The 20,684-nt window shown below is 70.7% G+C and carries 18 protein-coding genes; 5 read left to right on the top strand and 13 right to left on the bottom strand.

The window, feature by feature from the left end:
* Positions 1-108: 108 nt before the first annotated feature.
* Positions 109-267 carry a hypothetical protein gene (locus ACIOHP_RS42660; protein ID WP_401896022.1) on the bottom strand — a complete coding sequence of 53 codons (159 nt, stop codon included), beginning with the start codon at positions 265-267 and terminating at the stop codon, positions 109-111.
* A gap of 71 nt (positions 268-338) precedes the next feature.
* Positions 339-2,441, bottom strand: coding sequence for an MMPL family transporter (locus ACIOHP_RS42655; RefSeq protein WP_401896129.1), 2,103 nt, complete (start codon positions 2,439-2,441; stop codon positions 339-341).
* Positions 2,442-2,640: 199 nt separating this feature from the next.
* Here ACIOHP_RS42655 and ACIOHP_RS42650 point away from each other — a divergent pair, with 199 nt between their 5' ends.
* The gene (locus tag ACIOHP_RS42650) at positions 2,641-3,051 is read left to right on the top strand and encodes a VOC family protein (protein WP_327720618.1); all 411 of its coding nucleotides are present in this window, start codon (positions 2,641-2,643) and stop codon (positions 3,049-3,051) included.
* Here the strand turns inward: ACIOHP_RS42650 and ACIOHP_RS42645 are convergent.
* From ACIOHP_RS42645 to ACIOHP_RS42625, 5 genes are all read right to left on the bottom strand, one after another.
* Complete coding sequence (locus ACIOHP_RS42645) at positions 3,048-3,716, bottom strand: response regulator transcription factor (RefSeq protein WP_361543615.1); 669 nt, start codon at positions 3,714-3,716, stop codon at positions 3,048-3,050. The genes ACIOHP_RS42650 and ACIOHP_RS42645 overlap by 4 nt on opposite strands.
* Complete coding sequence (locus ACIOHP_RS42640; RefSeq protein ID WP_401896020.1) at positions 3,713-4,894, bottom strand: sensor histidine kinase; 1,182 nt, start codon at positions 4,892-4,894, stop codon at positions 3,713-3,715. The genes ACIOHP_RS42645 and ACIOHP_RS42640 overlap by 4 nt, the downstream gene beginning before the upstream one ends.
* 95 nt (positions 4,895-4,989) lie before the next feature.
* Entirely contained in the window at positions 4,990-5,760 is a 771-nt protein-coding gene (locus tag ACIOHP_RS42635; protein ID WP_361543609.1) for an IclR family transcriptional regulator, read from the bottom strand.
* Complete coding sequence (locus ACIOHP_RS42630) at positions 5,757-7,130, bottom strand: alpha/beta hydrolase family protein (protein ID WP_401896017.1); 1,374 nt, start codon at positions 7,128-7,130, stop codon at positions 5,757-5,759. Before ACIOHP_RS42630 ends, ACIOHP_RS42635 begins: the two co-directional genes overlap by 4 nt.
* 89 nt (positions 7,131-7,219) lie before the next feature.
* On the bottom strand, positions 7,220-7,645 hold the full coding sequence (locus tag ACIOHP_RS42625; protein WP_361543817.1) for a MarR family transcriptional regulator: 426 nt from the start codon (positions 7,643-7,645) through the stop codon (positions 7,220-7,222).
* 220 nt (positions 7,646-7,865) lie between these two features.
* On the opposite strand from ACIOHP_RS42625, the gene ACIOHP_RS42620 reads away from it, so the two are divergent.
* The 4 genes from ACIOHP_RS42620 to ACIOHP_RS42605 are packed head-to-tail and all read left to right on the top strand — an operon-like array spanning position 7,866 to position 11,665.
* Positions 7,866-8,783 carry an SDR family NAD(P)-dependent oxidoreductase gene (locus ACIOHP_RS42620; RefSeq protein ID WP_401896015.1) on the top strand — a complete coding sequence of 306 codons (918 nt, stop codon included), beginning with the start codon at positions 7,866-7,868 and terminating at the stop codon, positions 8,781-8,783.
* 29 nt (positions 8,784-8,812) lie between these two features.
* Positions 8,813-9,688, top strand: coding sequence for an amidohydrolase family protein (locus tag ACIOHP_RS42615; protein ID WP_401896127.1), 876 nt, complete (start codon positions 8,813-8,815; stop codon positions 9,686-9,688).
* A 10-nt stretch (positions 9,689-9,698) separates the two neighbouring features.
* Entirely contained in the window at positions 9,699-11,213 is a 1,515-nt protein-coding gene (locus ACIOHP_RS42610; RefSeq protein ID WP_401896013.1) for a long-chain fatty acid--CoA ligase, read from the top strand.
* Positions 11,210-11,665 (top strand): MaoC family dehydratase, encoded by a 456-nt coding sequence (locus tag ACIOHP_RS42605; RefSeq protein ID WP_046256236.1) that lies wholly within the window; start codon positions 11,210-11,212, stop codon positions 11,663-11,665. The genes ACIOHP_RS42610 and ACIOHP_RS42605 overlap by 4 nt, the downstream gene beginning before the upstream one ends.
* Here ACIOHP_RS42605 and ACIOHP_RS42600 read toward each other — a convergent pair.
* The 6 genes from ACIOHP_RS42600 to ACIOHP_RS42575 are packed head-to-tail and all read right to left on the bottom strand — an operon-like array spanning position 11,656 to position 20,677.
* Entirely contained in the window at positions 11,656-12,486 is an 831-nt protein-coding gene (locus ACIOHP_RS42600; protein ID WP_401896011.1) for a PaaX family transcriptional regulator C-terminal domain-containing protein, read from the bottom strand. The genes ACIOHP_RS42605 and ACIOHP_RS42600 overlap by 10 nt on opposite strands.
* A gap of 23 nt (positions 12,487-12,509) precedes the next feature.
* Positions 12,510-13,361 carry a hypothetical protein gene (locus ACIOHP_RS42595; protein ID WP_401896009.1) on the bottom strand — a complete coding sequence of 284 codons (852 nt, stop codon included), beginning with the start codon at positions 13,359-13,361 and terminating at the stop codon, positions 12,510-12,512.
* Positions 13,361-15,028, bottom strand: a complete 1,668-nt coding sequence (locus tag ACIOHP_RS42590) for a histidinol-phosphatase (RefSeq protein ID WP_401896006.1) — start codon at positions 15,026-15,028, stop codon at positions 13,361-13,363. Before ACIOHP_RS42590 ends, ACIOHP_RS42595 begins: the two co-directional genes overlap by 1 nt.
* A gap of 19 nt (positions 15,029-15,047) precedes the next feature.
* Complete coding sequence (locus ACIOHP_RS42585; protein ID WP_401896004.1) at positions 15,048-16,871, bottom strand: LamG-like jellyroll fold domain-containing protein; 1,824 nt, start codon at positions 16,869-16,871, stop codon at positions 15,048-15,050.
* A gap of 36 nt (positions 16,872-16,907) precedes the next feature.
* Positions 16,908-19,841 carry a glycoside hydrolase family 2 TIM barrel-domain containing protein gene (locus ACIOHP_RS42580; RefSeq protein ID WP_401896003.1) on the bottom strand — a complete coding sequence of 978 codons (2,934 nt, stop codon included), beginning with the start codon at positions 19,839-19,841 and terminating at the stop codon, positions 16,908-16,910.
* Positions 19,838-20,677 (bottom strand): carbohydrate ABC transporter permease, encoded by an 840-nt coding sequence (locus ACIOHP_RS42575; RefSeq protein ID WP_401896000.1) that lies wholly within the window; start codon positions 20,675-20,677, stop codon positions 19,838-19,840. Before ACIOHP_RS42575 ends, ACIOHP_RS42580 begins: the two co-directional genes overlap by 4 nt.
* Positions 20,678-20,684 lie beyond the last annotated feature (7 nt).

Here is a 20,684-nt window from a genome sequence, read left to right as displayed (position 1 = left end):
ATATCCGCCTTTGCGTGTGCATCCTGCGCCGCGCGGATGTGCTGATCCTTTGAATCCCCGGGCCGCTTCCTGAGATTCCGGTGAGGACCCGCTCGACGGCGGCCGCTGTCAGAAGTCCAGGAACTCCAGGACGGCGTTCAGGATCCGGTTTCTGCGGCGGTGGGACTTGCCGCAATAGCGCCGGCGGCGCCAACGGCTTCTCGGCTGTTCGACCGGCTTGCCGCACCACTTGCACGGCCGCGTCGGCCGGTTCCCCCCGTTGCCCATGGCGGCACTGTAACCACCCCTTGGGACGGGGACCCGGCCCTCGGGCCAGGTCCCCTGTGCGCCGACCGCTGTCAGACGTTCATCGGCACCTGCGGTTCGGGTGTCTCCTCCTCGCTCAGCCCGAACCGGTCGTGCACCCGGCGCAGCGGCTTCGGTGCCCACCACGCCCGGCGCCCGAGCAGCGCCATCGTCGCCGGGACGAGCAGCATGCGGACGACGGTGGCGTCGATCAGCACCGCGAGGGTGAGGCCGAGTCCGATCTGGAGGATGGGGGAGAAGCCGCCCGTCATGAAGGCCCCGAAGACCACGGCGAGCAGGAGCGCGGCGCAGGTGACGACCCGCCCCGAGCGGCGCAGTCCGGTGACCACGGCCTCCTGGTCGTCGCCGGTGCGGCGCCGGGCCTCGCGCATCCGGGCCAGGATGAACAGCTCGTAGTCCATGGCGAGGCCGAACGCGATCGCGATGATCAGCGGCGGGGCGGTCAGGCTCAGCGCACCGAGGCCCTCCGCGCCCAGCAGCCCGGCCAGGTGACCGTCCTGGAAGACCCACACCACCACACCGAGCGCGGCACCCAGGCTGAGCAGGGTCGTGGCGATCGTGCGCAGCGGGATCAGCACCGACCCGGTGAACGCGAACAGGAGGAGGAAGATGCCGGCCAGGACGGTCACGGCCGCCCACGGGGCCCGTTCGGCGAGCATCGCGCGGAAGTCGACGAGCCGTGCCGCCGGTCCGGTCACCTCGACCGGCTCGTCGCCCCGGATGTCCCGTACCCGCTCCACCAGGGCGGTGGCCCCGTCGCCGTCCACGCTGCCGGGCGGCGGCAGTTCCACGACGGTGATGCCGCCCGGCACGTCCCGGGACTCGGCGCGGGGGCTGAGCGACTGTATGCGTTCGACGGTCGACTGGTCCGTGCCCGGCTTCAGGACGACCGTCACCGGTGACACCCCGGTCCCGGGCGGGAAGTGGGCGTCGACGGTGTCGTACAGCTGTCGTGCCTCGGTGCTCGACGGCAGCTGCTGGGCGTCCCCGATGTTGATCCGCATGCCGGCGACCGGCAGGGCGAGCACCAGCAGGGCCGGGACGATCACCGCGAGGACGGCGATCCGGTTGCGGGCGGAGAAGTGGGCCAGCCGGGCGAAGACACGGCCCTCCTCGCCCTCCGGACGCACCTTCGCCGGCGGGATCTTCCCGCCGAAGCGGGTGAGCAGCGCGGGCAGCAGGGTGAGCGCGGCCAGCATGTCGACGACGACCACCGCGGCCACGGCCAGACCCATGCTGCGCAGGAACACGCTGGGGAAGACCAGCAGTCCGGTCAGGCTGACCGCCACGGTGAGTCCGGAGAACAGCACGGTCCGCCCGGCCGCGGCGACCGTGCGGTGCACGGCCTCGGTCACGTCGTGGGTGTTGCGGCGCTCCTCCCGGAAGCGGACCAGCATCAACAGGGCGTAGTCCACGGCGAGTCCGAGGCCCAGCATGGTGGTGACCTGGATCGCGTACACGGAGATGTCCGTGACCTCGCTGAACAGGAACAGGGCGAGGAACGCGCCCGCGATGCCGCTCACCGCGATCACCAGGGGCAGCGCGGCCGAGCGCAGCCCGCCGAACACCACGAGGAGCAGGGCGAGTACGACGGGCAGGGAGATCAACTCGGCGTTCTTCACGTCCTCCTGGGCCTTCTCGCCGATCTGCAGACCGAGCAGCAGGCCGCCGCTGACGTGGACCTCGGGCGCGTCGATCTCCTTGATGCGGTCGGCCGCGTCGTCGACCGCCCGTTCCTCGGCGTCGTCGTCCAGTCCGCCCTCCAGGGCGACGGGGATGATGAGTGCCCGCCCGTCCTCGGCGAGCAGGCCGGGCGTCTCGTACGGATCGGGTACGGCGGCGACCCCGGCGATCTCCCGGACCTCGGCGACGGCCCGCTCGACCTGGGCGCGGAGTCCCGGGTCGGAGACGGCGGTTCCCTCGACGACGGCCGTGATCGACTCACCGGCGGGGTCGACCCGGTCGAGATACTGCGAGGCGGCCTCCGACTCGGTGCCGGGGACTTCGGGCACGTTGTCCGACAGGCGCCCGAAGACGCCCGTCCCGAGCCCGAAGCCGAGCAGCAGGAAGATCACCCAGAGCGCGATGACGGTCAGCGGACGGCGCGTGGCCGTCCGGGCGAGTGTGGCGAGCACGGTCCCTCCCGGCGGGGCATCGGTTGACATGCCCTCAGGCTCCTGCGGGAGGGGATGGTGCCGGATCGCCGGAGGGAGTGGTTTCCGGGGCTCCGTCGCGCGGGGGAGACGACCCTCCGTCTCACTCCCCGGAGGGAGGAATGGATCGCACTGGTAAGGGAGTTGATCACATCACCATCCACGATCCCGAGGAGCCGCCATGTCCGACGCGCCCGCCGTCCGCGAACTCCGTCTCGTCGTCACGGCCGACGACTACGACGAGGCCCTGCGCTTCTACCGCGACGTCCTCGGCCTGCCCGAACGCGCCGCGTTCTCCTCGCCCGACGGCCGGGTCACCATCCTCGAGGCCGGCCGGGCCACGCTGGAGATCACCGACCCGAACCACGCCGCGTTCATCGACGAGGTCGAGGTCGGGCGCCGCGTGGCCGGACCCATCCGGGTCGCCTTCGAGGTCGACGACTCCACCGCCACCACGGCGAGACTGGCCGAGGCCGGCGCCGAGGTGATCGCCGAACCGACCCGCACCCCCTGGAACTCCCTCAACTCCCGCCTGGAGGCGCCGGGCGCGCTCCAGCTCACCCTCTTCACCGAGCTGGGCGACCAGGCCTAGGACGCGCCCGGCGTCACCAGCCCGGTCTCGTACGCGCAGATCACCGCCTGCACCCGGTCCCTGAGCCCCAACTTGCCGAGCACATTGCTGACATGGGTCTTCACGGTGTGCTCGCTGACGAACAGGGACGTGGCGATCTCGGCGTTGGACAGGCCGCGGGCGAGCATCCGCAGGGTCTCCACCTCGCGCGCGGTCAGCACGTCGAGGCGGCGCGGGGTGACGTCGGCCGCGGCCTCCTCCCGGCGCCGCTTCACGATGTCCGCGACCAGCCGCCGGGTCACCGCGGGCGCGAGCAGCGAGTCGCCGGCCGCGACCACCCGTACCGCGTGCACCAGGTCGTCGCGGCGCACGTCCTTCAGCAGGAAGCCACTGGCGCCCGCGTACAGCGCCTCGTACACGTACTCGTCCAGGTCGAACGTGGTCAGCATGACGACCTTGCACGCGGACTGCGCGCACACCCGCCGGGCCGCCTCGAGGCCGTCCATCACGGGCATGCGGATGTCGAGCAGCAGTACGTCGGGCGTGTGCCGCTGCACCGCGGCGACCGCCTCCGCGCCGTCACCGGCCTCGGCGACCACCTCGATGTCCGCCTGCGCCTCCAGGATCATGCTGAAGCCGCTGCGGACCAGCTCCTGGTCGTCGGCGACGACCACCCGGATGCTCACCCCGGCGCCGCCTGCCGGTCCCCCACGGGAAGGCGTACGAAGACCCGGAAACCGCCGTCCGGACCCCGCCCGGTGCGCGCGTCACCGCCGCAGGCCGCGGCCCGCTCCCGGATGCCGATCAGCCCGTGCCCACCGCCAGGGACCGTGATGCCCCGCCCGTCGTCCGTCACCGTCAGCGTCAACGCCTCCTCCGTCCAGTCGAGTTCTACGGTCGCGGAGGAAGCGTACGCGTGCTTGACCGTGTTGGTGAGGGCCTCCTGGATCACGCGGTAGACCGCGATGTCGGTGTCCGGCGGCAGCGTCCGCGGCTCACCCTCGGCGCGCAACTCGACGCGCAGGCCCGTCGAATCGCGGACCTGCCGGATGAGCACGGGCAGTGCCTTGACGCCCGGCTGCGGCGACGTCCCGTTGCGCTGGTCCTCCTTGAGGACACCGAGGATCCGTCGCAGCTGCGACATGGCGTCCCGCCCGGCCGCCGCGATCGCCTCGAACGCGGCCTCCGCACGCGCCGGATCACTGCGCACCACGACCGGACCGGCCTCGGCCTGCACCACCATCAGGCTCACCGCATGGGCCAGGATGTCGTGCATGTCCCGGGCGATCCGGGCCCGTTCCTGCGCCGTCGCCCGCGCGGTGTCCGCGTCCCGCTCCCGCTGCAACCGCCGCGCCCGGTCCTCCAGTTCGGCCGTGTAGGCGCGCTGCAGGCGGGAGAGCACCCCGAAGGCGTACGCGCAGGCGACGCCCATCAGCTGGAAGGCGTACTCGAAGGGCTGGGGTTCCTGCTTGTGCAGCATGACCAGCGAGACCCCGAGGAGCCAGCCCACCAGCATGAAACGACGCTGCCAGGGCTTGCCCCGGGCGGCCATCGTGTACAGGACGACCAGGCCGCCGTACATCACGTCCGGCGGCGGTGCGTGATGCAGTGCCTGGGCGGGCGTGGCCACCGACACCGCGCACGCCATCGCGAAAGGGGCGCGGCTGCGCCACACCAGGGGGACGGCCGTCGCCGCGCCGAGCAGCCAGCCCGCCCAGGTGAGCGGCTCGCCCCCCTCGTCGGGGAAGATCCACTGCAACGAGGCGGCGAACAGTACGAGCGCGGCGAGCGCCGTGTCGACGGCGTACCGATTCGCCGCGCGCAGCCGCGCGGCGACAGAGGTGAACCAGGACTGAGCGGACATGGGCGGCTCCTCGGGGCAAGGGCCGTACCAGTATCGCGACGGGTGTGCCGCCCGTGCCTCGCCGGTGAGAGGGATATCCGGCACCGGCCGAGCGGTCAGCCGCCGAGCTTCGAGGCACCCTTCTCCGGCTGCCACCCCAGCGCCCGCGATATCCCCCGCGCGGCCACCCGCACCGCCGGCACCAGCACCGGTACCTGTGCGTCGACCTGCGGCACCACGATCGACACCGCGGCCACCACCGCCCCGCCCGCCCCGCGTACGGGGGCGGCCACCGACAGGGCGTCGTCGGTGACCTGGCGGTCGCTCACCGCCACCCCCGTGCGCCGTACGTCGGCCAGGACCCGGCGCAGCTGTGCCGGGTCGGTGATGGTGTACGGGGTGAAGGAGGCCAACGGGCCCGCGCGGTACCGCTCCTGGAACTCCGGGCTCTCGTGCGCGAGCAGGGCGAGGCCGACGCCGGTGGCGTGCAGCGGCCAGCGGGCGCCGACCCGGATGTGGACGCCGACCGACGAACGGCCCGACAGCCACTCGATGTAGACGACCTCGGCGCCGTCCCGCACGGCCAACTGCACGTTTTCGTGGGTGGCTTCGTACAGGTCCTCCAGGTACGGCAGCGCGATCTGGCGCAGCGCGAGCCCGCGCGGGGCGAGCGCCGCGACCTCCCACAGCCGCAGTCCGACGTGGTACACGCCGGACTCGTCCCGTTCCAGGGCGCCCCACTCGGTGAGGGCGCCCACGAGCCGGTGGGCGGTGGTGAGGGTCAGCCCGGCCCGCCGGCTGATGTCCGTCAGGCTCAGTGCCGGGTGTTCGTGGTCGAACGCGGCGAGCACGGACAGCAGTCGGTCGGGCGCGGAGCGGAGGGTCATGGCCGGGCGTCTCCCGGGTGGGCGAGGTCGTACGGACGGGGGTAGGCGGTGGGGCGGAAGCTGACGTATCGGGGTTCCGTCGCGGAATCCTCTTGTTCGGCACGGGTGTTGAGTGCCTCCGGCGAGGCGTCCCAGCGGCCGGTGTCCAGGCGCTGTTCCAGGGTGTGCAGGGCGCCGAGTGTCTCACCGGTGGTGAAGGTGCAGTGGCCCGGCCCGTCGACATAGGCCTGGCTGAGCAGCTTGCCGGAGCCCGCCGCCGTGGCGGCCCGTCGGTAGGCGCTCTCGGCCTGGACGGGGATCAGCGCGTCGCCGGTGGTGTGGATGTTCAGCTGGGGGTCGGTGAGCCGCCCGGAGAGCGCGCTGGTCTGCCGCATCCACCGTACGGCCTTGGTGTCGGCGGATGTCCGGGGTGCGCGGTTGAGGGTCCTGAGGTCGGTGCGCAGGGCGAGGCCCGCCTCCTTGTAGAGCTCCGTCACCTCTTTGAACAGCGGGGACCGGGCGAGCATCGCCGTGTAGTCGACGCCCGTGTTCCAGGACATGTTGCCGCCCGCCCGGCTCTCGGCCTCCTGCCGCCAGCTGAAGGCGGGCAGGCTCAGGAGGCCGGAGACCGCCGCGTACTGGTTGGCCTGCTGGGCGTTCCAGTCGGTGGGGGCGGGCTCGGTCTGGGAGGGGTCGTTGTAGCCGGGGATGTTGTGGAGGGCGGCGGCCAGCGCGATACGGGCCCGGCCCTCGGGGGTCCGCTGGGCGTCGGCGACCTTCGCCGAGAGCGCGTTCGCGGCGCCGACGGCGGCCGACTGGTCGGCGAAACCGGTGAGTTGGATGTCGGCGTCCGGCGCGAGCAGCGTCTTGAGCGCGAACACCGGGTCCAGGGTGCTGTTCCAGTTCGCGACACCGCCCTGGACCAGACCGCACATCGACAGCGAGCCGTCGAACCGGTCGGCGTGCCGCTCGGCGAGGGCCGTCGTGACGAAACCGCCGTACGAGGTGCCCCAGGCGATGGTCTCGCGGGCCTTGCCGAACTTCTCCGTGAACAGGTCCAGTGTGGCCAGTTGGTCCGGCACGGCGTCCGTGATCGCCCAGCCGTTCGTCGCGTACGAGGAGCCGATGAGCGCGTAGCCCTCGTCGAGGAGCTTGGTGAGGGTGGCCGCACTGGGGGCGTTCTGCGCGGAGACGGGGGCGGCGGCGGGGCGGTAGCCGTGGCTGTAGAGCAGCACGGTGCCGTTCCAGTCGGCGGGGACGTCCATCAAGTACTTGGCGCCCGAGGCGAGTTGGCCCTCGAGGTGGGTGTCCGTGGCGGCGGCCTGGGCGGGGACGGCGACGGCTGTGCACAGGGTCGCGGTGAGTACGGCGAGAGCGGTGGGGGTTCTCAACACGGGGTCCCTTCCGATGCGGGGGCGGGAGTGCGGGACGCGAGTGAAGTTAGGCAACTCTCATATCGCCGTCAATCACTTGCACAACATCAGTTGAGTCCGTCCTCCGCGATCCGCAGCAGCAGTCCGTGCAGGACCTCCCGCTCGGCGGCGTCCAGCGGGTCCAGGAGCTCGTTCGTCACCCGCAGGCCCGCCTCGTCGGTGTCGCGCAGGAACGCGCGGCCGTCCTCGGTCAGGACGACGATCCGGCTGCGGCGGTCGTCGGGGGAGGGGCGCCGCTCGGCGAGGCCCAGCTTCTCCAGATCGTCGACCAGACCGACGATCGCGCTCGGGTCGTAGCCGAGTCGATGGCTCAGCTCGCGCTGGAGCGCGCCGTCGGAACCGGCGAGGAAGCGCATCAGCGCGTAGTGGCGCAGTCGCAGCCCCGACTCCTGGAGGAACGCGTTGAACAACTGCCCCGAGCGCAGCCCCAGGCGGTACAGCAGATAGCCCGCGTCGGCGTGCAGCCCGCGCATCCAGGGCTCGTCCGCGTCGATCAGGTTCGGGTTGGTGACGTGCTGGCGTGTGATGGCGGGCTCCCTGGGTCGGTCTGTCGTGCAGATTCCAGCATGACGCACCCGTAGGTCATCAACAACTATTGACGTCAACAATTATTGCTCTTAGCTTCGATCTCGGCAGCGGAGCCGCACGGCGGCCTCCGCACCACCCGCATCAGCTCGTGAAGGGACCTCCCCCGTGCCCAGCATCGATCTCTCCGGCAAGGTCGCCGTCGTCACCGGCAGTGGCCGGGGCCTCGGCCTCGCCTATGCGCACGCCCTCGCCGCCCACGGCGCGTCCGTGGTCGTCAACGACGTCGACGAGGCGGTGGCCGAGGCAGCCGTGAAGTCCATCACCGAGGCCGGCGGCAGCGCCGTCGCCGAGGTCGTCCCCGTCGGCACCACCGAGGCCGCCGAGCGGCTCGTGAACAGGGCCGTCGAGGAGTTCGGACGGATCGACATCCTGGTCACCAACGCGGGCATCCTGCGCGACAAGGTGCTCTGGAAGATGACCGACGACGACTTCGACGCGGTGATCACCACCCACCTCAAGGGCACCTTCACCTGCGCCCGTGCCGCCGCCGTCCGGATGCGCGAGCAGGGCGAGGGCGGCTCCCTGATCCTGGTCGGCTCCCCGGCCGGGCAGCGTGGCAACTTCGGGCAGACGAACTACTCCGCCGCCAAGGCCGGCATCGCCGCCTTCGCCCGCACCTGGTCCATGGAGCTGGGCCGCGCCGGCATCACCGTCAACGCGATCGTGCCGGTCGCCGCGACCGCGATGACCGAGACGATCCCGGCCTTCGCCCCGTACATCGACGCCATGAAGCAGGGCGAGCCGCTCCCGGCCTTCCTCCGCAAGGGCGAGGGCTTCGGCACCCCCGAGGACTGCGCGGCCCTCGTCCCCTTCCTCGCCTCCGAGGCCGCCCGGGGCATCACCGGCCAGGCCATCGGCATCGGCGGCGACAAGGTGGCACTCTGGTCGCATCCGCAGGAGATCAGGACGGCGTACGCCGACGGCGGCTGGACCCCCGACACACTGGCCGACGCCTTCCCGACGTCGGTCGGCGCCGAACTCCAGTCGGTCGGCATCCCGGCGCCGAAGCTTCCGGAGGCGTGATGACCCCCTCGACGAACACCGCTCCCTCGATGAACGTCGATGACCTGGTCGCCATCGACGTCCACACCCACGCGGAGGTCTCCTCCAAGGGGCACTCCTCGCTCGACGACGACCTGCACGATGCCTCCTCCGCCTACTTCAAGGTCGAGGGGAAGCGGAAGCCGACGCTGGAGGAGACGGCCGCCTACTACCGCGAGCGGAAGATGGCCGCCGTGATCTTCACGGTGGACGCGGAGTCGGCGACCGGCACCGCGCCGGTCCCCAACGAGGAGGTCGCCGAGGCGGCCGCCGCCAACTCCGACGTGCTGATCCCCTTCGCCTCCATCGACCCCTTCCGGGGCAGGGCCGGGGTCAAGCAGGCCCGCCGGCTGGTCGAGGAGTACGGGGTGAAGGGCTTCAAGTTCCACCCCAGCATCCAGGGCTTCTTCCCCAACGACCGCTCGGTGGCGTACGACCTGTACGAGGTCATCGAGGAGACGGGCACGATCGCCCTCTTCCACACCGGGCAGACGGGCATCGGCGCCGGAGTCCCGGGCGGCGGCGGGATCAGGCTCAAGTACTCCAACCCCCTCCACGTCGACGACGTGGCGGCCGACTTCCCGCACCTGAAGATCATCCTGGCGCACCCGTCCTTCCCCTGGCAGGACGAGGCCCTCGCCGTCGCCACCCACAAGCCGGGCGTCCACATCGACCTGTCCGGCTGGTCGCCGAAGTACTTCCCTCCGCAGCTGGTGCAGTACGCGAACACCCTGCTCAAGGACAAGGTCCTCTTCGGCTCCGACTTCCCCGTCCTCACCCCCGACCGTTGGCTCGCGGACTTCGAGAAGCTGTCGATCAAGGACGAGGTCAAGCCGAAGATCCTCAAGGAGAACGCCGCCCGTCTGCTCGGGCTGACGAAGCCGTAAGGGGCCCCGCATGCGCAACGAGGGACTGGGGTCATGGCCCGCACGCCGGGCCCGCAAAACCCCGCACCGCACGGCTCTGGTCCACGGCAAACAGTCGACCGACTACCGCACATTGCATACACGCACCACGCGCCTGGCCCACGCCCTGCGCGCCAGGGGCGTCCGCCGCGGCGACCGGATCGCCTACCTCGGCCCGAACCACCCCTCCTACCTGGAGACCCTGTTCGCGGCAGGCACCCTCGGCGCGGTCTTCGTCCCGCTCAACACCCGCCTCGCGGGCCCCGAGATCGCCTACCAGCTCGCCGACTCCGGGGCCAAGGCCCTCGTCTACGGCCCGTCGCACGCCGGACTGGTCGCCGGCCTCCCGGGCAGCACCGACGTGCGCATGTACGTCGAGGTCGGCGCCGAGTACGAGGAAGCGCTGGCGTCGGCCTCCGAGGAGGCCATCGACCAGCCGGTCACCCCGGACGACACCTGCATCATCATGTACACCTCGGGGACGACCGGCCGCCCCAAGGGCGCCATGCTCACCCACGGGAACCTGACCTGGAACGCGATCAACGTCCTCGTCGACACCGACCTGATCGCCGACGAACGCGCTCTGGTCTCCGCCCCGTTGTTCCACACGGCCGGGCTGAACATGCTGACGCTGCCGGTCCTGCTCAAGGGCGGCACCTGTGTCCTGGTCGAGGCCTTCGACCCGGCGGCCACCTTCGACCTCATCGAACGGCACCGGATCACCTTCATGTTCGGGGTGCCGACGATGTTCGAGCAGGTGGCCCGGCATCCGCGCTGGGCCGACGCAGACCTCTCCTCCCTGCGGATCCTGACCTGCGGCGGCTCCCCGGTGTCCACACCGCTGATCGCCGCGTACCAGGAGCGGGGTCTCACCTTCCTCCAGGGCTACGGCATGACGGAGGCGAGCCCCGGCACGCTGTTCCTGGACGCGGAGCACGCGCTCAGCAAGGCGGGCTCGGCGGGCGTACCGCACTTCTTCAGCGACGTACGGGTGGTCAGGCCCGACCTCACCCCCGCCGACGTCGGCGAGACCGGCGAGGTCCATGTCCGCGGACCGCATGTCATGCCCGGCTACTGGGGGCTGCCCGAGGAGACGGCCGCCGCCTTCGCGGACGGCTGGTTCCGCAGCGGGGACGCCGCCCGGGTCGACGAGGACGGTTACGTGCACATCGTCGACCGCATCAAGGACATGATCATCTCCGGTGGTGAGAACGTCTACCCCGCCGAGATCGAGGACCTGCTCCTCTCCCACCCCGACATCGTCGAGTGCGCCGTCATCGGCGTGCCGGACGACAAGTGGGGCGAGGTGCCGCGCGCGGTCGTCGTGCCCCGGGAGGGCGCCTCGCTCGACGCCGACGAGGTGCTGGCCGCCCTGTCCGGCCGCCTCGCCAAGTACAAGATCCCGAAGTCGGTGGTCATCGCGGACGAACTGCCGCGCACCGCCTCCGGGAAGCTCCTCAAGTCCCGTGTCCGTACCCGGTACGGCAACAGTGAAGGAACCTCATGAGCATCACCGTGAACGGCATCGACGAACTCAAGAAGCTGGCGGGCAGCGACCTCGGCACCAGTGAGTGGATCGAGGTCACCCAGGAGCGCATCAACACGTTCGCCGACGCCACGGGTGACCACCAGTGGATCCACGTCGACCCCGAGAAGGCAGCCGAGGGGCCGTTCGGGGCCCCCATCGCGCACGGCTATCTGACCCTCTCCCTCTTCATCCCGCTCTTCACCGAGCTGCTGGACGTCCAGGGCGTCACGACGAAGGTCAACTACGGCCTCAACAAGGTCCGTTTCCCCTCGCCGGTGAAGGTCGGCTCGCGCATCCGTCTGGTCGGCAGGCTGGCCGAGGTCGAGGACGTGGCGGGCGGGGTGCAGATCACCGTCGACGGCACGATCGAGATCGAGGGCGGGGCCAAGCCGGCGGCCGTGCTGCAGAGCCTGTCCCGCTTCTACGCCTGATCAGGGCGTACGGGCACCAGGTCGAGGAGACGTTCCGAGGCGTCCCGCGCCGGCGGCGTGAGCCGCTCGTGCACCGCGCGGAACGTCTTCTCCGCCTGCTCGGCCGGCCAGTCGTCCGGCAGATGCTTGACCGGGAGGCGAGGATCGCGGCGGATGGTCTGGAGCCACTCCGACTGCAGGACCAGTCGTCGGGCGAGTGCGTCCTCGGGGCTCGCCGCGGCCGTCTCCCAGGGCTGCCAGCGTCGTACGAACTGCTCGTAGCGCTCGGCCAGTTCGGCCAGTTCCCAGGTCTCGTCGATCATCGCGCCGATGTCCATGCCGGTGTCGGCGTGCGCGCGGAAGACCTTCACATGGGCGGACAGGCCCAGGTCGGCGACGAGCTCCGCGACGTCCACCTCGCCGGGTGCGATCCACAGACCGCTGAAGAGCGGGCCGAACCCGCTCCAGGTGAGCTTGGAGCGCAGGTCGTGGCGCTGCCGCTGCCAGGACTCGGGGAGCGAGAAGCCGAGCAGTGTCCAGGTGCCGTCCCACTGCCGGTTGACGGCGCCGGTCTGCCAGATGCGCCGCTCACCGTCGCGCAGGACGGCCTCGGAGTGCTCGGTCAGCCCGAAGTACATCCGGCGGCCCTCGCGCTGGCGGCGCAGCAGGCCGCGGTTCACCATCCGCGTCAGGGTCGAGCGCGTCGCCTGCTCGCCGATCCCGGCGCGGGCGAACACGTCGATGACGCTGCCCGAGTACACGCACACATCACGCCCGAGCACCTGGTCGCCCAGGAACGTGAGCATGAGGGACTGGGGCCGCAGCGACTCTTCCGTGGTCACGCGGCCACCGTACCTCGCCTCGATCAGCCTGTGACCTGCCGGTACGAGTACACCGCCGTGCTCACCGCGCACACGCCCGGCGGAATCACCTCCGCGCGGAGCGTGCCGCTGTGCGCGTCGTAGTCGACGCCCTCGGTCTCGAAGGCGCCCGTGCACACGCTGCGCTGCGGCAGCGCGAACAGACTCCTCACCGTTCCCGTGACCGGCTGCCCGTCGAGCTTGCGGGGCAGGTCGACCTGGAGCAGCGGACGGATCTGGGGGAACAGCGTCCCCGTGGCGTCGTTCGAGGCGCACACCAGCCGTGTGTCCGTCACGAAGTCACAGCCCTGGATGTCGCGCACCGGCTTGTCCAGGGTGATCTGCCAGGCCTCCGGCAGCGCCCCGCCGGTGGGCGGGGTGGCCGGGTTGAGCAGGGGAGCGGGGAAGACCTGGAGTCTGTTCTGGTCGCCCCACTCGCCCGACACCAGCCACTGCCCGTCCGGCGAGACGGTCGCGAAGGAGTTGTTCAGCTTCTCGCCCGGGTTGAGCCGGTGGACGTACTCGTAGCGCTTCCCGGCCGGCGTGGTGACGGCGAACATCTTCGACGTGGCCGTCTCCGGGCCCTGGTAGGCGTCGAAGACGTACCCGCGCGCGATGTCCGGGTCGCCGACGTGGTTCCAGCCCTTGAGCCGCAGCTCCAGCGGGACGGAGGCGAGCCCGCGGTACAGCAGTGTGCCGTCCGCGCGGCTCGCCAGTCCCTGACCGCCGCCGAGGGTGTCCGTGTAGGCGGTGCCGGTCTCGGCCCAGCGCGGTTCACCGGTCGCCGCCGCCGTGCCCGCCGCGCCGAGCGCGAGCGATCCCAATAAGCACCCCAGGGACAGAAGTTGACGCTTCATCAGGCACCTGCCACGTCGACGAATACGGGGTTGGAATAGAACCACGTATCCGCCCACGGGTCACCGTTCCCGGGCTCGTGCGGGATCGGCCCGTTCGGGTCGACCGAGGCACCGAGGTACCCCGCGCCGTGGCGGTTGCCGTCGCTGCCGCGCAGCCGGACGTAGAAGGACTCGTCCCCGGCGGTCAGCGGGATGCGCAGGGTGTACGTCCCCTTGCGGCCGCTGACATCCTTCGTGTGTACGACCTTGGTGTCCGGCGCCCGCCAGGTGTCCCGGTCGGTGACCGCGCCGCGCACCGCACCCCGGATCACGTCCACGTGCGCCAACTCGGGCAGGATCCCTTGCGGGTTCGGCCGGGACGCGGTCGTGACGGTGATGTACAGGCTGATCCGCTCGCCCTTGCGGACGCGCAGCCGGCCGCCCAGCGTGACGCCCCGCCCGGTGTCGCAGTCCCGCTTGACGCGTACGTCGAGCCCGTCGAGCAGATGCCCGTGGTCCAGCCAGACGCGGCCCGCGCGCAGGCCCGCCATGACCGCGCGGTAGCCGTAGCGGGTGACGCCCACGTGGGTGCGGCTGAACTGGCCGGGCCAGAAGTCGCTGCCGGGCTGCGGGGTGTCGGTGTTCACCGGGTCGGGCAGCTTGCCGGTGGTGTCGAAGTTCTGTCCGGTCGGCCAGTCGCCGTTCTTCCAGGTGTCGAAGACGGTCCGGTGGTTGTCGGAGTTGGTGGTGATCGAGAACAGCCTGCCCTCGGCCAGCAGCGCGTCCCACAGCCCCCCGACGGTCGCCGTCGCCCAGTCGAAGCCGCCGTAGGTCAGGTAGGCGTCCGCCGGATAGCCGGACCAGGACTGGGCGGTCGGCTTGTTCTCGTACTCGCCGCGGATCGAGGTCGTGCCGCGCCAGCCGGGGATGGCCGCGCCCTGGGCGCCCGGCGCGCCCTCCATGCCGATCATGATCTCGGGGGCCGCGTCCCGCCAGTTGCGCATCTCGTGCGGGGAGTCGATGCCGAGCCGCAGCGGGTGGTTGGCGAGGACGAGGACGTCGTCGACATAGCCCGAACGGCGCTGCTCGGCCAGCCACTTGATCGCCTTGACGGCATGCGCCTCGTTGCGGGCGGTGTCGGTCGCGCCGGCGGAGCCCTCGGTGTAGTTGAGCAGCTTGCCGTCGTAGGCGAGCTCGAACTGCGTCAGCAGGTCCACCTCGTGGGGGCCGGGCGCCGCGAACACCGTGCAGTGCTCGGCCGCCGGGATGTACCACTCGAGACCCTGGAAGATCAGCTGACGCGGGTTCTCCGCACGGGCCTGGAGGATCTCCTCGTGCTCCAGTTTCGCGCCGTGGTAGGCGTGTCCGAAGTTGGAGTGCTCGTTGAACACCATCCAGTCCAGGCCGTACTTGGCGGCCGCCTTCGCCTGCTGGGAGAAGGTGTACTTGGCGTCGTGGCTGTAGACGGAGTGGACGTGGTGGTCGCCCACCAGATACGCCAGCCTCGGATCGTCGCCGCCGAGGCGCTGCGGGGAGGCGGCGGCGGGCACGGCGGCCGAGCCGAGAGTGAAGGCGGCGCCGAACAGGCCCGCGCGGCGCAGGAGTCCGCGCCTGGACAGCCCTTGCGGATCGAGTGCGGCGGGCGAGACGGAGGGGTCGGCCCAGTCGGGCAGTTGCTGCTCGGTCATGGTGATCCTCGAGAAGGGGTCAGTGCGTCATGAAGGAGGTGACGGGCAGGGCCCGTTCGACGACGCGGACGTCACCGAGGTGTCCGTGCAGGATCTGGTCGATCTTCCCGCCGTACTCGTAGCCGCCCAGCAGCCAGGGGAGTCCGACGGAGGCGATGCCGATCGCGGTGGCCCTCGGATTGCGGACCACGGGGCAGCCCTCGACGTAGAGCGTGGTGTGTCTGCCGTCGTTGACGACCGCGAGGTGCCACCAGGTCTCGAGCGGGGTCTCCTGGCCCCAGTTGGTGGCGATGCCCTCCTGGTTGAGCGGGCGCATCGCCCACTGCGGCTCGCGGTCGTTGGACAGCGACAGTGTGGCCAGCGGCTCGTCGGGGTCGTCGCCCGTCTTGCCGGCGGCGCCGCCCGTGCCGGTGCGGCTGACGATGCCGGACCAGGCGTGATGGGAGGGGTCCCAGTCGGCGGGGAGGCGGTAGAAGGCCTCGATGGTGTAACCGGCCCTGAACGTCGCCGAGTTGATCGGGGCGCCGTCGACCGTGCGCAGATACGCGCCCTTCAGCGGGGACTTGAAGCCCTGGAACTCCAGGCTGCCGTGCCCGGGTTGGTCGGGGTGGTGGTCGGCGGACCAGCCCAGTGTGCCGCCGTCGACGGTGACCAGGGAGAGGTCGTTGCCGCGGCCCGACAGGTCGCGGACGGTGTCCTTCGCCGCCGAGTCGAAGCGCCAGTAGGCCACCGTGCCCGGAATCAGCAGCCGCGACACCGGACGCTCCGCCCGCGCGGGCACCGGGGCGAAGCCGGAGAATCGCTCGGCGAAGTCGACCTCGACCGTGAACCGGTCCGCTTCACCGCTGAGTTCGATCTCCTGTCGCTCCAGCTCGTTGAGGCCCTTGCCCGCCCGCCCCAGGATCCACGGGGAGACCGTCTCGACGTCGATGACGTTCCGATCGAGATCGAAACGGTAGAGGCGGATCATCGCCGCGCCGCCGAAGTAGCGGTTCTGGTAGTTCGTCAGATGAAGGTGGACGTCATGTCCCGCCGCGTTCTTACGGGTCGCGCGGCCGGCGGGCCAGTAGTGGCCGTTGAGGGTGAGGAAGATCTGGTCGTGGTCCTCGATCAGCCGGTCCCACAGCTGCTGGCCGTAGGCCGACAGGGTGTCGTCCTCGACGACCAGCTCGTGGGTGGTGAGGATGACGGGTGTCCTCGGATGCCGGGCGAGGACGTCCCTCGCCCACGCGTACCCCTTCGCCGACAGCCGCCAGTCCAGCGCCAGGACCATCCACTCGCGGCCCGCGGCCGTGAACAGGTGGAAGGTGTTGTAGCCGTCGGGAGAGGCGCCGCCGTAGGTCGGCTTGCCCTGGAACCGGTCCGGTCCGAAGGCGTCCAGATACGGCGACGAGCCACGCTGGTCGTCCGTCGACGACTTCACGTCGTGATTGCCCGCCAGGACGCTGTAGCCGACACCGCGCCGGTCCAGCAGCTTGAACGCCTCGCTGATCGCGGTGACTTCGGCCGCCGCGCCGTTCTGCGTGAGGTCGCCCAGGTGGGACAGGAAGACGAGGTTCTCGTCCTTTCCGTGCTCCAGGAGATAGCGCAGGGAGGCCTCGACAGGCGCCTTGTCGATGCTCGGCCCGTCGAAGAGGTACTGCGTGTCGGGCATCACCGCGAGGGTGAAGCGCCGACTGTCGGTGTCGGGCCGCCAACGGCTCTGCGCGGCGGCCTCGGCCACGCCCGGCAGCGCGACGCCGGCCGTGGCGGCGGCGCCGAGCAGCGCCGTCGCCCGGAGGAAACCACGGCGTCCGGCGCCCGCCTGGGCATGCTCGGACCCGTGCTCATGCGAAGTGCACACGTGTGCTCCGTAAAAGGGGTGAAATCCGGTGGAGTTTCAGAGAGTGCGCAGGGTCCAGCTCCAGCGGTGGACACCCGGTGCGACCAGGTAGGAGGGGAAGGTGTCGGGGCCGCACGAAGCCGTGCCGAGACCCCGGTGGGCCGCGTCGAGGTGCACCACGCACCCGGCCCGCGGCACCAGTTGGTCGTGATGGGTGGCGGAGGTGAGGTCCTCGGCCCGGTAGCGGGTCACGGAGACCTGGCGCGGCTCGTCGAGCGCGACCGTCAGCCCGGTCGCGTCGGGCGCCGAGAGCGTGAAGCGCCGTACGCCGTGGCGACCGCCGCTCTCCTGCGGACGCAGATAGGGGGTGAACAACTCGTCGACCGGCACGGAGTGACGGCCCACCGGCGCGCCCGCGCTCCGGTCGGGGTACGACTCCCAGGGTCCCTGCCCGAACCACTCCAGCAGGTCCAGGCCCGGCACCGTCTCGAACACCGACCCGACCCGCGCCACGTCGTCGAACTCCGACGGCAGCTCGGCCTCCTCGTCGATCCGGACGCCGCCCTCGACCGGCGTGAGGACCTGCCGGTGCCGCACGACGCCGAGGGTGCCGGCGTACTCCGCGACCACGGTGACCCGGCCGTCGTCCGCACGCACCGACACGGCCTTGCGCACCAGCGCGTCGAGCCCCCAGGTCCGCCAGCGCAGCGCCATGCCGCCCAGCTCGTCGTTGTCGGTGGGCGCCCGCCACAGGGACAGGGTGGGGGCTGCGGTGAGCAGGGGGTGGACGAGCAGCCCGTCGGCGTCGACCTCGACGGAACGGTTCTCCGGGGAAGCGGGGACCGGGGCCGCCTCCCGCAGCCGTACCTGCGGCAGACACACCACCGTGCCCCGCGGCGCCCATGCCTCGTCCCGCGCGGTCGTCACCCTGAGCGTCAACCAGGCCTCGCCGCCCTCACGAGGCACCTCGAAGGGCAGCGGTACGACCGCCGTCTCACCGGGCCGCAGATCCGGCAGCTCGGCGGGCGCGGTCAGGGTGTCACCGTCGGCGAGCGACAGCTCCCACTCGCCGGACAGCCAGTCCAGGCCGCGGAAGTGCTGATGGTTGCCGAGCACGATGCCCTCGTGCCTGAAGCACTCGATACGCACCGGCGCCGCGATCTCCCGGTGCTCGTACATCGCGGGCTTGGGAGTGCGGTCCGGGAACACGACGCCGTCGGCGATGAAGGCGCCGTCGTGGAGGGTCTCGCCGAAGTCGCCGCCGTACGCCCAGCGATATCCGGGCGCGGCGACACCGTTGTCATAGAGCCCGGCGCCCCCACGCCCGACCGGTCTTCCGTCGTTCACACGCTGGAGAATGCCGTGGTCCCAGAACTCCCAGATGAACCCGCCCTGAAGACCTGGCGTTGACTCGATGGCCGCCCAATGGTCCGCGAGCGTGCCGTTGCTGTTGCCCATCGCATGGGAGTACTCGCACTGGATGAGCGGTCTGGTCTGCTCGCCGGACAGGGCGTGGGCGACGCAGTCCTCCAGCGGCGCGTACATGGGGCAGGCGATGTCGGAGGCGTCGTCGGTGGCCGCCCAGTCGAGCTTGGCCGCACCCTCGTACTGGATCGGCCGCGTCGGATCGTGCCGGCGCGCCCAGCCCGCCGCGGCGTCGTGGTTCGCGCCGTAGTCGGACTCGTTGCCGAGCGACCAGATGATCACCGACGGATGGTTCTTGTCGCGGAGCACCATCCGCGAGACCCGGTCGACGAAGGCGTTCAGATAGCGCGGGTCGTCAGCGATCTCATGGGCGTGGTCGTGGGACTCGATGTCCGCCTCGTCGACGACGTAGAAGCCGAGTTCGTCGGCGAGGTCGTACAGCCCCGGGTCGTTCGGGTAGTGGGCGGTGCGGATCGCGTTGAAGCCGAACCGCTTCAGCAGGACGAGATCCGCGCGCATGTCGTCGTACGACACCGTCCGGCCCGTCAGCGGATGGAAGTCGTGCCGGTTCACGCCGCGGATGAACACCCGCTCGCCGTTGACCAGGAGGTTCCGGCCGACGATCTCGATGTCACGGAAGCCGATGCGGTGGTACGAGGTGTCGGCGACCGTCGCGTCGGCGCGGTGCAGGCGGACGGTCAGGCCGTACAGCTCGGGCGTCTCGGCGTTCCAGGTGCGCACGTCGGGGACGGTGGTGTGCAGCCGTACCTCGCCGAGGAAGTCGGAGACCCGCTCGTCCTCGACGTTGGCGCGGTCGAACTCCGCGTCCTGGGTGAGGAGCCGTCCGTCCAGCTCGCCGGTGACGTACCAGCCGTCGGGCAGCGCGCCGCCCGCGTCCCGCACCCGGCAGTCGACCCGCAGCTCACCGCTGTACGCGGCCCGCACGGTCACGTCCGCGAGATACAGCGGGTCGGTCGCGTACAGCAGCACCGAGCGGGTGATCCCCCCGTGCCACCACTGGTCCTGGTCCTCGATGTGCGAGGCGTCGGACCACTTGACGACGGTCAGGCGCACGGTGGCGCGCTCGCCGGGCCGGACGAAGGGCGTGAGGTCGAAATCGGCGGCGAGGTGGGAGTCCTTGGACATGCCGACCGGCCGCCCGTCCACCTGCACCAGCAGCACGCTCTCGGCGGCGCCGACCTGGAGCACGATCCGGCGGCCGGTCCACTCGGCGGGGATGTCGACCGTGCGCTCGTACACACCCGTCGGGTTTCTGTATACAGGCGACAGGGGCGGGAATTCCGCATAGGGCATACGGATGTTCGTGTACTGCGGAAGGTCGTCAGCGCCCTGAATGGACTGCATGGTCCAGACACCCGGTACGTACGCCGTCGACCACGGACCGCCGACCGGCGCGTCCGGAGCTGGCAGCAACCGGAAATTCCAGTCGCCGTCCAGGGGGAGTGCTCCGGAGCGCCGGTCGACGGCGTTCATGGGCAGCCGCCCCCAGGAGGTCACCTCGGGTGCCTCCCAGGGACGCAGGGCGAGCAGGGGATCGCTCGTCATCCGCGCACGGCTCCCTTCGCGAGGTCGCCGATGATCTGCTTGGCACCGACCGCGAACACGATCAGCAGCGGGATGAGGGCGAGCAGGGCGCCGGTCATCACGATGCCGTAGTCGGTGGTGCCGTGGGTGCCGTTGAGCTGGGACAGCGCGACCTGGAGGGTCACGTTGTCCGGGTTGGTGAGGGCGATCAGGGGCCAGGCGAAGTCGTTCCACTGCCCCATGAAGGTGAAGATGCCGAGGAAGGCGAGGCCGGGGCGGACCACCGGGAGCGCCACATGCCAGTACTGGCGCAGGAAGTTCGCGCCGTCGAGCCTGGAGGCGTCGAGCAGCTCGTCGTGGATGGCGGTCTTCATGTACTGGCGCATCCAGAAGATGCCGAAGGCGTTGGCCGCGGCCGGCACGATCAGCGAGGTCATCGAGCCGATCCAGCCGATCTTCGCCATGAGGACGAACTGCGGGATGACCGACAGCTGCGCCGGCACCATGAAGATGACCATGAGCAGCCCGAACAGAGGCCCCTTGCCGGGGAATGCGAACTTGGCGAAGACGAACGCGGCGAGCGAGTCGAAGAGCAGGACCAGGAAGGTCACCGACACCGCGACCAGCAGCGAGTTCCACATCGACCCGAAGAAGTCGATGGCGTCGAAGAGATTGCGGACGTTCTGAAGGAAGTGCGTCCCCGGCAGCAGCTTCGGCGGGTACGAGAAGATCTCCGTCGAGCTGTGCGTCGACATGATCACGGCCCAGTAGAACGGGAAGGCCGAGATCAGCGTGCCGAGGATCAGCGGGAGGTGCAGCGCGATCCCTCTGCGGCGGGACCCCTTGATGGATGCCATGGTGGGC

This window comes from Streptomyces sp. NPDC087859 (assembly GCF_044742595.1).
GTDB classification, from domain to species: domain Bacteria; phylum Actinomycetota; class Actinomycetes; order Streptomycetales; family Streptomycetaceae; genus Streptomyces; species Streptomyces canus_F.
Note: the sequence above shows the minus strand (reverse complement) of the source record. Positions and strands in the feature narration are given on the sequence as shown.